9 protein-coding genes are annotated in these 12,524 nt (G+C 36.0%); 2 read left to right on the plus strand and 7 right to left on the minus strand.

The genetic code is table 11. From position 1 onward, the window contains the following. Positions 1–254 precede the first annotated feature (254 nt). Positions 255–1,130 (plus strand): AraC family transcriptional regulator, encoded by an 876-nt coding sequence (locus EZ428_RS19155; protein WP_131554811.1) that lies wholly within the window; start codon positions 255–257, stop codon positions 1,128–1,130. A gap of 12 nt (positions 1,131–1,142) precedes the next feature. Here the strand turns inward: EZ428_RS19155 and EZ428_RS19160 are convergent, their stop codons facing one another. From EZ428_RS19160 to EZ428_RS19170, 3 genes are read right to left on the minus strand one after another with little or no spacing between them, the layout of a single operon-like run. After that, complete coding sequence (locus EZ428_RS19160; protein WP_131554812.1) at positions 1,143–3,413, minus strand: GH36-type glycosyl hydrolase domain-containing protein; 2,271 nt, start codon at positions 3,411–3,413, stop codon at positions 1,143–1,145. A gap of 43 nt (positions 3,414–3,456) precedes the next feature. Continuing rightward, a complete protein-coding gene (locus tag EZ428_RS19165; protein ID WP_131554813.1) occupies positions 3,457–4,278 on the minus strand; it encodes a sugar phosphate isomerase/epimerase in 822 nt (273 codons plus the stop codon). Positions 4,279–4,297: 19 nt separating this feature from the next. Further along, on the minus strand, positions 4,298–5,128 hold the full coding sequence (locus EZ428_RS19170; RefSeq protein ID WP_131554814.1) for a phytanoyl-CoA dioxygenase family protein: 831 nt from the start codon (positions 5,126–5,128) through the stop codon (positions 4,298–4,300). A gap of 132 nt (positions 5,129–5,260) precedes the next feature. Here EZ428_RS19170 and EZ428_RS19175 point away from each other — a divergent pair, with 132 nt between their 5' ends. Continuing rightward, positions 5,261–6,118 carry an AraC family transcriptional regulator gene (locus EZ428_RS19175; protein WP_131554815.1) on the plus strand — a complete coding sequence of 286 codons (858 nt, stop codon included), beginning with the start codon at positions 5,261–5,263 and terminating at the stop codon, positions 6,116–6,118. 292 nt (positions 6,119–6,410) lie between these two features. Here the strand turns inward: EZ428_RS19175 and EZ428_RS19180 are convergent, their stop codons facing one another. From EZ428_RS19180 to EZ428_RS19195, 4 genes are all read right to left on the minus strand, one after another. Beyond that, complete coding sequence (locus tag EZ428_RS19180) at positions 6,411–7,856, minus strand: glycoside hydrolase family 125 protein (protein WP_131554816.1); 1,446 nt, start codon at positions 7,854–7,856, stop codon at positions 6,411–6,413. Between the two features lie 143 nt (positions 7,857–7,999). Continuing rightward, positions 8,000–8,992 (minus strand): SGNH/GDSL hydrolase family protein, encoded by a 993-nt coding sequence (locus EZ428_RS19185; RefSeq protein WP_205945761.1) that lies wholly within the window; start codon positions 8,990–8,992, stop codon positions 8,000–8,002. Positions 8,993–9,160: 168 nt separating this feature from the next. Continuing rightward, the gene (locus EZ428_RS19190) at positions 9,161–10,966 is read right to left on the minus strand and encodes an endo-1,4-beta-xylanase (protein ID WP_131554818.1); all 1,806 of its coding nucleotides are present in this window, start codon (positions 10,964–10,966) and stop codon (positions 9,161–9,163) included. An 18-nt stretch (positions 10,967–10,984) separates the two neighbouring features. Next, on the minus strand, positions 10,985–12,487 hold the full coding sequence (locus tag EZ428_RS19195; protein ID WP_131554819.1) for a glycoside hydrolase family 88 protein: 1,503 nt from the start codon (positions 12,485–12,487) through the stop codon (positions 10,985–10,987). Positions 12,488–12,524: the final 37 nt, after the last annotated feature.

Here is a 12,524-nt window from a genome sequence, read left to right on the forward strand (position 1 = left end):
GTTTAGATAATTTGGTTAGTGAATGCAGTATTATTAATGCTTGATTAAAAAATTAAGCGATTAACAATCAAATGTATTCTTTATTAAATGTTTTAGTTTTCATTTTTTTTGCAAAGAATTGAACTGTATTTGCGAACATGTGCTTAAATTATTAATGAATTGTTTCTAATAAGCCATAAGCAAATGTATATATGATAAAATTGAACTATATTGCGGCAAACTAACCAAATTATTAATTTTAGGGCATAAATATTATGGAACCAAAATTTTTGCAGAAAAACACTAGGTCTGCAGAACATTCATTCTTTTGTAAATATGCTGAGGTTCCCCATACCTACGACCAATTTCATTACCATAAGGAATATGAGTTGCTATATACGCTTGAAAACAAAGGAACAAGATTTATAGGTGACAGTGTTGAGTCTTTTGCTTTTAAAGACCTGGTTCTAATTGGACCTGGTTTACCCCATTATTGGCAAAGTGATAAGGAATATTACGAAGAAAACCCTCTTTTAACAGCAAAAGTTGTATTGGTACATTTTGAGATTGATTTTGTGGGCAATGATTTTTTTAATGTTCCAGAAATGAAAAATGTAAATGCGATGTTGTCAAAGGCAAATCGTGGAATTCATTTCAGTGCTGAACACGCTATTCAATTAGAGCCTATCATTACAGGTTTAATTGCTAATAAGGGATGGAGACAGGTTATTGACCTGATAGAGATCTTATCGCTAATGTCGGAGAAGCCCTATACCTTATTAGCCTCTGAAGGATTTTCAGAATCTTACCACGGATCAAATAATGAAGAGCGGATAACTGGAATTTATAATTATATGATTAAAAACCATGACACAAATATTTCCCTAAACAATATAGCGAATTATGCTAACATGAACCCCGCCGCATTTTGTAGATATTTTAAGAAGGCTACCTCCAAAACCTTTTCAGACAGCCTAAATGATATTCGTGTTGGAATTGCTTGTAAAAAACTCATCAATACAGAGTTGAGCATTGCAGAAATAGGTTATGCCTGTGGCTATCAAAGTATTTCTTACTTTAACAGACAGTTTAAGAAAGTAAAAAAAGTCAATCCCTCAGAATATCGAATGAAATATTTGGTCAATAAGTAGTCAACCACTTAATTACTTCAATTCTTTAAGCTTGAAATAACAGAACAATGGCCAGGTATGGGGATGAGAGCAATAGCCTTGAAATGCGGTTTTCAAGTTAGGGACACCGACCCAAAATGCATAGATGCCTTCCCTGTACAAGGTAGAATTAATTTCATCTGGAGCTGTCCACTGCCCTACCCAATAATCAGGATATTGCGTGGCGAAATTCTGGAAGGAAAACTTCATCAGAAGAGCCATTGCCTCTTCCTTATCAAAACTAGCCACACCCAAAAGCAAAGGATATTCTAAAGAATACCAAATCCCTCCATCCTCTCCATCAGGGTTTCTGCCCCATAGCGGCCTCTCCCTTGTCCTTATACCAATTTTTTCTGGAGCAGATATTTTACGCTTTACATATTCATAAATCTCCTTTTTTCTATCAATGGGCAATGAAGGAATCTGTAGCAGATACCCTTGTGGTTCTATGCAGACCTCATCTACGCCAAATTTTAAATTATCATTCAAAAAAGCTCTTGCAGCAAATTTTCTATTTCCTAGATCATTCATAAAAGCTATATCTAAACTTTTTCTATAATTTTCCATTGCGATGATCAATTCCTTGGCATTAGAATTACCCGAGCTTTCCAGTGCCTTGATCAACTTAGGAAACACAGCAAGTACCATTGCAGAGTTAAGGTGCGACTCGGCAGTGCCAGCATAAACATTTGGTGAATATTTATGAAAAAAACTATCACTCCAGTCAGAATTTAACATTTTCACCAAGCCATGAGATCCTGTGCCTACTTCATCCCTTAGGTAGATAAAATACTTTTTTACCCTATTGATAAGCAAATCCTGTTTTCCATCCTCGGCTGGATAATAGGTAACCTTTTCATTTAAGAAATTGTAATCCTTAGTAATCAAAAGATATTCGGCCAACGTATTGAAAAGGTACAGCTGAGGATCACTTTCTTTATATATTGAGGGTGGTGTATAGCCAAACCCAGAGTTTCCCCTTTTAATTTCCCCGTCGGCATCTGAGTGCTTAATGACGTAACGAATGCTCGACTTGGCCAATTCGGGATTAGTATAACAGGCAGGTAATGCCCCCTGCAAGTGATCTCTCATAGATATGTTATCGCCATAATGGTAGCTGTACACCGAACCTTGAGGAATCATTGTCTCTTTATAATACTCACTATACTTGGCAGAAGCTTCAATGACATGCGCATTCCAAAGCATTTCCCTACGTAAGATTTCGTTTTTTTCCTTAGAGAGGTCAGGCAGTTTTTCCTTCCATTGTTGAGCAAATAGCCCGTCATCGGCCAATGTAGAACCTGCACCAGCAAACAAATCCATTACCTGCCTTTCAATCCCATCAAAATTTTTGACGTCCGCAAGACCAATTACAACGCTAAACACCTTTGTCTCATTGGATTTGATAACAAGCTCAATATTGCTTGCCAAAGTATCCTTTTGGGCTGTTAACGTTGAAACATCCTTAGGATTATCGTTTTTCAGTACCATAAAAACCGAAGGCGGAGCTATATCATGCATAAACCTTTCTCCTTTATCAGGTATAACAAGAAAAGTATTAGCCTTGTAATCAACTCGTGCTATTGCCATTTTTTTCTGTTGATCAATAGCGATGTTGGCATGGTACACAATAGGCCTATTTTCTGCAAGGGTGTATTGTGTCCTATTGGGAACATAATTAACCAGCATTTTCTCTGAATAGGTTAAGCGTTGAGCCTGCCTACCATTATTCTTTATGTTTATAGTAACAATAAAAGATGGATTGCCTGTATTTATTTTTTCAGATGGTTTTATGGAAAGGGTACGTGTACATTGGATGGAGTTAGGTAGTTGATAGCTATATCTTGCAAAACCCACCCCAAACAACTTTTTTACCAAAGCTTGGTTTGCTGCAATTGTATTTATGCCAGTTAAAACTATTTCCTTTTCCTTTTTATTGTTATTAAAGGTTAGACTTGCTTCATTCCAACCATAGTTGGTTTGATCGTCACCATTTATTCTGGCCCATACCCTTTCGGCTGTAATAAACTGATACCGCCCACTGGCATGGGTAATTAGGGTAGACCTATAATTACCCAATAAAAAAAAAGGATCTTCAGGTTGTTCAGCATCCTTGCCTTGCTTATCCACCGCCGAAAATGGCAATTTGCCAGTGTACTGATAAACCGGCAGACCCTTACTCGAAAAGCACCAACTCCCGATCGTTTGTGCATCAGCTTTAATATTAACCGATAGTATCAGCAGTGAAAAAAAGACGAACTTCATATTTATATTGGTTAGTTAGGCAAAAAATTGTTAAATGATAAGGTTAAATTGAATATCTATCTTTCAATAAATCTTTCATCCAAAGGTTAATATCCCATTGATTGGTAATTGGCAATTTACTAAATGGCATTAGATGTTGGTAGGGAGGCGCACCAAATTCTGGTGTAATCGTAAAGTAAGAATTTTCTTGTTCTCTCTTAAGTGAGATTAACTTATCCCAAATATTTAAATGCCTAAGCAGTATTGTTTCATTTTCGGGCGACCTGGGATCTATTACTTGAGGACCTTCCTGAAACCCCACCCTTGCATGTAGATGATCTGTATGCTGAATAGCTAACCCTAATGCCGCTTCTTGATCTTCCAACAGGCTTTCTGCTACGGCAAACCAATGTGAAACATCAAGCGTAATTCTTAATCTAGGATCAAGCTCTAAATAAGATTGAGTGATATGTGCCGCAAATGACCATTTGCCCCTATGTGTTTCGTGGATAATTTCAACAGCATGGTTTGTACTTATCTTATCTGCAATTGAAAACAGCATGAAATTCTGGTCAATGGAGTAGTAATCTTTTCCAGTTTGAGAATTTATAAAAAGTGGCTTCAAACTCACTAAACTTAACAATTGTTTCTTGAAGTCTTGTTTGTGTGCTTCAAAATCACTATCGACCGTTTGCCAATGCTGTCCAATTACCTCTAACTGATTAACTTCAAGACCATTTAAAATCTCATATTGCTCAGCCTCATCTAAGTCATACGGAAAGCCTATTTCTACACCATCATATCCTGCAGACTTTACCTTGTCAAAAAAATCTGCCCAAGACAACGATTCGCAGCCCCAACGGGGACAAAAGAATTTTAGTTTCATCACAATTAAAGATTATCGTTTATTTCTTTACGTGCAAGGTTATTTCTTGCTCTTTCGATAAAAAATCAGCACCATCAATCTTTTTCATGCCACTTTCTAATAAACAGCTATCAGCTACCACATCAATTGGGGTAATGCAAGATTTATTTTTTTCTCTAAATGGAATGTTGTAACTTAAGTTATATGCAGATATAATTGACCAACGTGACTGCTCAGATGTGTTTGCCGCAGAACGATGTAGCAAATTACTATGAAAAAACAAGACATCACCAGGTTTAAGCTCCACGTATACAAGATCACAAACTGCTGATGCGGCATCTACAAATGCTTGATCTGCTCCCTGCTGTTCTCCTGCAAAACTATGCTCAAACCTTTGCATTAAATGGCTTCCCTTTAAAACCTGCAAACAACCATTATCTACGGTAGCTTCGGTTAACGCAACCATTACTGAAATCATGGCTTCAGGATATAAAAAGCCATTTTTGTACCAATAACCATAATCTTGATGCCACTCCCAAGCACCACCAACTTTTGGTTCCTTTTGCATTACCTTTGAATGAAAATGACAAACCTCACCTTCATCTCCCAAAAGAGTTTTAACAGCATTTACCATCCTTTCAGATCTTGACATTAGTCCAAAGGAATCATCTCCGGGAGTAAACCATAAGGTTAGCCTAGTTCTATTCCCAGCCATATCGTTAAAATCCATAGAACGATCTACAACCGATTCATCACTTGCCAATTTATAAAGCAAGTCGGTCTCTTTCTTTGAAAAACTACTTCTTACAATGAGAAAACCATCTTGTTTATACTTAGCCTCATCTTGTGGGCTTAATTTAAATTTTTCCATGTCAAATTTATATTTCGTTACTCAAATATATCCTGCAAAAAATTAACGGTCTACCACTTTTTTATTTAATACTTAAACTATATTGACCATATTTGTATTTATAAAACTAAAAAAGGATAAAGAAACAGTAGTATGAAGCCATTGGTTCAGAAATTACCATTAAGCGACCAAGCATCCTTTGTAGCAAGAAAATATACTTCGCCATTTTTTGAAACAGCATGGCATCAACATGAAGAATATGAGTTGGTGTTGCAATTGGATGGAAAAGGGATGTGTTTTATAGGTAATTATATAGGTGAGTTTAATGCTGGAGATATATTTTTCTTAGGATCCAATGTACCCCATGAATTTAAAAAAGATGATGACATTGAAACCTGCAGTGCTTTGGTAATCCATTTCAAGCCTGACTTTTTAGGAAAGGATTTTTTGGCACTTCCCGAATTTTCTGAAATAAAGATATTGTTAGCTGATGCTGTACTGGGCATTAAATTTAAAGGAATAATAAATAAGCAGCTAAATTCACTAATGACTACACTTTCTAGCGCAACAGGTTTTGAAAGAATAACCTTGCTTTGCCAATGTATGTTGTTAATGAGCAGGGTAAATGAAAAAGCCACATTATCTACAATTACAGAATCTAATCAATTCTCCAATCATAAAATAAATAATGTTTTTGAGTATACCATTTTAAATTTTAGAAATCAGATTAGCCTGAAAACGATTGCTGATATTGCCAATTTAAGTATACCAGCATTTTGCAGGTATTTTAAGAGAAAAACAAAGAAGACATATATAGAATTTGTAAATGAAATGAAAATAGGTTACGCCTGTCAATCATTGATAGATTCTGAAGAGACAATTTTACAAATAAGTTATGCAAGCGGATTTAATACCATTGCCAATTTTAATAAGCAGTTTTTAAAAGTTAAAGGCATAAAACCCTCTGTTTACCGTAAAAATTTAAGACCCATAGTATTAGAAGCTGTTTAAAAATGACTGCCTATTTATTACCATCAGATTTAGTAATATACCCTTGTTGGCGGGGGCGCCAACAAGAGTCAATGCCAACACTGTCGTCCCCGCAAACGTGTTAATTTAACCTATGCCAAAGGCATCCCTTCGGGATAAATTTAAACATTACATGTCTGGTTGCTCAACCTGCAGGTAGTTGAATACCCTATAATAACCCTTCGAATGTACTCAGGGTGACGACCACTCATTATAAACTTATTTAGTTGAAATTTAAACAGCTTCTAAATGGCTTTAATTAAAAACTTAGCCATTACCAACTATTTGATAGCAAGTGCGGTCTTTCCTCTGCTATTTTTATGATAAATTCGCCAAAGAGGGTGTTAGCCCAGGCAAACCATTTTCGTGTAAAACTATTTGCATTGTCTTTATAAAAAGATTCATGCATAAAACCTGTACCTGCATGGGTTGCTTTTAACATTTTTAGGCTATCTATAATTTCGTCCTCTTTATCTGACGTCATCCCTCTAATGATGATGCTCATTGGCCAAATATTATCCTTACCTGCATGTGGACCAGAAATTCCTTGTGCAATTTTTCCTTTTGCATAATATGGATTGTCTCCGTAAGAGAGTAAAAACTTTCTGGTATTTTGATAAAGTTTTTGATTTACCTTACTAATGGCACCTAGATAAGGCAAAGAAAGCAAACTTGGCACATTTGCGTCATCTGCTAAATAAGATGATCCATAGCCATCTACTTCATAAGCCAACATTTTTCCAAATTTTTTATGATCTACAATCGCATGATCACTTAAGGCCTTGTTCACTTCACTAGCTAAACTTGTACATTCATTTGCAAATTCTGTATTGTTAAAAATAACCAAGCTCATTTCTGCCAGTTGCGTTAAAGATGCTACTGCAAAAAAATTGGATGGTATTAAATAAGGAAATATTGTGCCATCATCCGAAGGACGAAAAACTGAGCAAATTAAGCCATTAGGTTTAACTAAATTCCCGAAACCACCACCAGCCGCCGTATCACTTGTGCGATTAGTTGTGCGCTTAAATTTATATGGGCCATTGTTCTCTTTTCTTTGTTGTTCTTTAAATGTTTTCACAATTACCTTCATGGCTTCTAACCAACCCTTGTTAAAACATGACAAATCACCGTCAGCTTTCCAATAACCATGTGCCAACCTAATCACATAACAAAGAGAATCTACCTCCCATTTACGCTCATGAACCCCAGGTTTCATTGTAGTTTCCTCTTTGCGCCATGCTGCTATTTGAGACTCATTTTCATAAAACGCATTGGCATAAGGATCTATCATTATACTGTGGGCGTGCCTATTAATTACCCCTGTAACTAATCTTTCTAAAGCCTTATCTTTTTTTATAAATGGCAAGTAAGGCCAAACCTGAGCCGATGAATCCCTTACCCACATGGCATCTATATCACCCGTAATTACATAAGTATCAGCCTTACCACTTACTTCACTAAATGTTACAGTTGTGTCTAATGTATTCGGAAAGCAGTTTTCAAACATCCATGACAATTCTGGATCTTTGATTTTTTTCTTGATTTCCAGTATTTTATCTTCAATTGCCTTACTCACAAATTTTCTATTTTTAAGGACAGGACGCTGAGAAACAAAAGGTTTATCTTCTTTTAGCATTGCAGCGTATCCTAATGTTGGTGCAATAGCTAACCCAAAACTTAATATACCTGTATCTTTTAAAAATCGTCTTCTTTTCATTTTGTTTTAAAATAGGTTAGCACTTAAAATGAGGCCATACAAATAAATTCTTCGTTAATAATGATGTTTATGAGCAGATGAGTAAGTGTTTATTTACGTGTTGATAATATGTTCGTTGTTGATCTCACCAACGCATACATGTTTTATTTCCAATACTTATTTTTTTCGATGAAAGCAATCAAATCATCAGCCATCATTTGCTGCTCCTTAATTTTTGGATGTCCGTTACTGTTTTTATAGGGAAAGAAATGAACCACCACTTTCTGATCACTTAAAGATCTTACTGCCTGTTCTACATAGGATGGCCATTTAGATCCTTCTCTAGTAATGTCCATATTACCTAGGCTACAAATGATTTGTGCTTTTGGATATTTACTGCGAACAGAGCGTATAAAATCAGCATAAGCTTTAATAATAAAATCTTCTGTTGGTTTAACGGTACCAAACCTGGCCTTAAATTGCAAGTGCTCTGGCTGGTTAACTATCCAACTGTCATTCTGAAATAGATTAACCACCACAATATCAGGCTGATATTTAGAGAAATTCCATTTACTATTTGGGTTTTTTGGATTTAAACGATCAAAAATTTCAGGCATGATCTCCGGAAACCAGCTTACGGTCAAGCCAATCCCACTTTTGGCAATACAATGATATTGTGCATCAAAGTGCCTCGCCGTTAAGGCACCATAAGTTTTATAGTTGTTAAAAAATTCTGGCTTGCCAGAATCTGCACTATCAACAGGCACATCTACCCCATGGCCGCTGGTAATAGAATTTCCATAAAACTCTATTTTACGTTTTGGCTTTTTATCTGCTTCTAAAACCATGGCATTTTTGTCTAATTCAAAGCCAAATAAACGCGTGGTTGTAAAATCAGTATTACCTATTTTAAACAGTTCTATTTTATGTTTTTCCTTATTAAGATTGCTTGCCAAATGGTAAACTTTCTTGCCTTTGTCAAATTTAACCTTTAGTGCATTGTTAACTTGTCCATCGATAATTACATAGTAGTAAGAATTATCCCTTTCATCAGAAATTAGTGCGCTTACGGTTTGTGTTTTGGAAACATTGATACTAACACTTGAACCATTCCAATAAATCTCTGTACAGGAATCTGTTAAATTTACCCGCCCCATGGTACTAATTTTTTTATTGTTAAAACCGATAAATTTATTCTGAAGACTTGTTTTAGAAGCATTATCCTGGCTATTAACAATTGTAAAACTTAATAAAGGACAGACAAAAGCTATCCATTTAACAGTTTTTATAGCACTTGACACCATTTGATACATATTTATTAACGGTTATAATTCTATTCGAACTGGTTTAGAAGTTTTATTTAATTGATAAGGAACTTTAACCGTTTTACTATCTTTTGTAACCGTGATTTCATAAAGCCCAAAATGCCCCCTATCCGAAATTTCACCCTGAGAATTAGTGATTTTATTGATATTTGTTCGCCATTGTTTCAGGACTAAATCCCTCCATACGCCTGCATTAGGTTTTGGCGTCCAATTTTTGCGGTACATGGCCGCATCGGGCTTCCAGTGAGCAGGTTCCCAAAAACCCCACATGGTAAAACCTGTAACCAAGTGATGGCTATAACAAGCAATTAAAAAATCCCTTGTATAATCGGCCTGAAGATCCTCATCTGGTGTGTTTACGTCAAATTCTGTAATTTGAATTGGCAAGCCTAAATCATTAAACTTATCTAAATCAGTAATTACTTGAGCAGGATCACGGGGTTGCCTGCCTACATGTCCTTGAATACCAATAGCCTCAACAGGTGCACCGCCCTTTTTTAATTCATCAATTAAGGCCAAAAATTTATCGATGTTCCTTAAACTAGCTACACTATTCAACATACTATACTCATTGAGATACAGCATCGCTGCAGGATCTATGCTTTTAGCCTGTTTAAACCACTCAACGGCTTGGCTGCGTGGCATTACTTTAAAATAGTCGGTTTCATGCATCATTTCGTTAATTACATCCCAGCCATACACCTTTCCTTTTGTAAAACTCACAATTTCCTGAATATGGTTACGAATTGAATCGGTAAAACCAAGACCAAAATCCTTTTGCCTACTAAAAAAATCAGGTGTAAATTTCTTACCTGGCCAAACTAGGTTATGCCCTCTTAACCTTAGTTTATTTTCTTCAATCCATTTTATGGCAATTTTAGTTTGCTCCCTTTTCTTATTGTCTCTCCACCCAGGCCATTTTAAATTATTATCAATAGTGACAGCATTAAAAAGCGCTTTAAGGGAATCGAGATATTGTACAGACTGATTATCCTTCTTGTACATATAGCTTACTGTAGCGGCAGTACCAAAAATAAATTCAGGATCTACAAGACGAGCAGTTACACTAGCGCCTTTTAACGGTATTCCATTAGCATCAATTACTTGTATATTTAGTGGAGCGGTACGAATTTCTTCAATTCTTTTTAAAGCTTTTTGACGCCATTCTGCATTTGCTTCCCGACCGACATAAGAAAATTTTGTAGTTGGTAATTTTTCCAGGGCAACGTTGTTCTCGAAATTTAAAAGCTGTATATCAGAAATTTCTACCTTTTGCACTAGCGAACCATGAGATATACAAATAGAACCTGCCCCAACAGGCATATCATTTAATGCCTTAAAAGGGATGTCAATTGTTTTCCACTCCGGTCCAACACTTAATTCTATCATGATACTTTTTTCTTGCGGTGGATTTGCTTGTTGCACATAAAAATAGAGCACTGCCTCACCAGACTCTTGCTTAGCATAAATCGATCGCACAGACAATCTAGCTAACATTACATCTCCTTTTTTTATCGGTTTACCATTTAACCATGATGATTGAATATTGTAATGGCTATTTGTTGGAGAAAAAATTTCTGCCGTAAATACTGGACTACCATTTTCACTCTTCTTTACGCTAAAAACACTTGCCTGTTTATCTTTATTTCCATCATTAAACTTATAGTTTATTGCTGCATCTAGCGGGAATGCATCAACTGGTTTAAGTGCGATTAACTCTTTTTGTAACACCTGATTTTTTTGTCCGTGTACTTTTGTTAGGGCTGTTATAATAAATAAACCAGCTATAATAAATTTTATTTTCATGATGATTATTATCTAATTTTAGTTGTTTAAGCTGTTGTCTAACACTCCTAAAAAGCCTAAAGTATAGGGAGAAATTACCCTAAATCCATTCCGTTGTAAAAGTTCTCCGCCTTTATTAACCTGCGCCGTGCCTTTTAAAAAACCGTCTGGTGTTAAATACGCCCGTAAACCTTTCCAACTTTTATAAGCGGCTTGTTTACATAAATTAGGCAAAAGATTTTTTGAAGCCCCATAAGCTAAGGCAGCGGCAATACTTGCAGAGCCTGAGGTGTCTATCCCTGTTTCTGCTTGGTGTAGAAAATTACTCCATAACCCATTTTTTTGTTGGTGAATAATGACAAATTCTGCCGCCCTTTGCAATTCAGCACGAAGCGGCTGGGCTTCTTCGTTGTTTGGCAGCACCGCTAATGATTTTGCCATGCCCAATAAGTACCAACCTACACCTCTTGCCCAATTACCATATTCTGGCTTACCCTTTTCTTTGGCGTTTTGATAAATGAAATTAGGTTTTGCCAATAAACTAACCCTGGCCTTTAAGTTTGCTATAGCTAAATCTGCTAATTCTGGCTGTTTAAATTTTTGCGCCAAAATTGCCAAGGGATAAGAAATGGTATAACATTCCTCCGTTTTTAATCGTCGGTTATTTCCTGTTTCGTCTGCTATTACTCCTTCTGCATTTGTATGGGTTTTACAAAAATCAATAGCTTGTTGCAACATGGCATGTTGGGCATTTGTAGCAGCGAGTATGGCAAATGGAAGAATACTTTCTACAGTGGTTATCTTTTCAAAAGAGCGCTTATTGTTAAGGTTTTCATAGACCAATGTATCATTAGCAAAATATTTATCTAAATGTAGGTTTAAAATTTCTTGTGCGTTGATGTGTTTTTTTGACAAAGAAGAGATACCATCTAAAACGCAGCCCTCCATCCAACCAAAAGTTGATATGGAGGCCAAGGACAATAGCCTATTTTTCCATTCATGCAAATTTAAATTTCCATCTGCCAATAATAAATGAGGCAAAAATTCTTTAGGAATGTCGCTCTTAAGGTTTGCGTGGGTAAAAAACCAAAATGGTTTAGTTCCCCTGATCATTTTCAGGGTAATTCCTTCCTGTATGACCAATGGCAATAAATCAGCAGGCATTACCAATTCAAATGGCTGCATGTAATGAGCATACTGAATATCTAGTTGTCCAATTATTTTCTTGGTATTTGCTAGGGAAAGCTCAATTATACACTCTTCCCTTATGTCTGTTGCACTAGTTAATCTAAAATAGGCACTGCCATTACCTTGCAGTTTATCTTCCCAACTCAGAGATACACTAGATCCATTCGGTTTAATTTCTGATACCGACCAGTCAAATGGAAATGTATGATTACCATCAAACAACTGAGATGCAGGCTTTACCTGTGCCATCAAGTACATTAATTGTTTATGCATACTTTTTGCCCATAACTTATCTCCAACCAATAGGGTAGCCAAAGCAACAGACGAGAATTGAAACCACTCTTTTCGATTCATTTTAATTAAAAATCATTGCCCTAATGACGTAAAATGA

This window comes from Pedobacter frigiditerrae (assembly GCF_004331645.1).
GTDB lineage: Bacteria > Bacteroidota > Bacteroidia > Sphingobacteriales > Sphingobacteriaceae > Pedobacter > Pedobacter frigiditerrae.

Excerpts from the sequence above, each read along its gene's own strand:
- EZ428_RS19175 (WP_131554815.1), top strand. The coding sequence starts at position 5,261 with ATGAAGCCATTGGTTCAGAAATTACCATTAAGCGACCAAGCATCCTTT.
- EZ428_RS19160 (WP_131554812.1), bottom strand. The coding sequence starts at position 3,413 with ATGAAGTTCGTCTTTTTTTCACTGCTGATACTATCGGTTAATATTAAA.
- EZ428_RS19185 (WP_205945761.1), bottom strand. The coding sequence starts at position 8,992 with ATGGGGCGGGTAAATTTAACAGATTCCTGTACAGAGATTTATTGGAAT.
- EZ428_RS19195 (WP_131554819.1), bottom strand. The coding sequence starts at position 12,487 with ATGAATCGAAAAGAGTGGTTTCAATTCTCGTCTGTTGCTTTGGCTACC.
- EZ428_RS19155 (WP_131554811.1), top strand. The coding sequence starts at position 255 with ATGGAACCAAAATTTTTGCAGAAAAACACTAGGTCTGCAGAACATTCA.
- EZ428_RS19170 (WP_131554814.1), bottom strand. The coding sequence starts at position 5,128 with ATGGAAAAATTTAAATTAAGCCCACAAGATGAGGCTAAGTATAAACAA.
- EZ428_RS19165 (WP_131554813.1), bottom strand. The coding sequence starts at position 4,278 with ATGAAACTAAAATTCTTTTGTCCCCGTTGGGGCTGCGAATCGTTGTCT.
- EZ428_RS19190 (WP_131554818.1), bottom strand. The coding sequence starts at position 10,966 with ATGAAAATAAAATTTATTATAGCTGGTTTATTTATTATAACAGCCCTA.
- EZ428_RS19180 (WP_131554816.1), bottom strand. The coding sequence starts at position 7,856 with ATGAAAAGAAGACGATTTTTAAAAGATACAGGTATATTAAGTTTTGGG.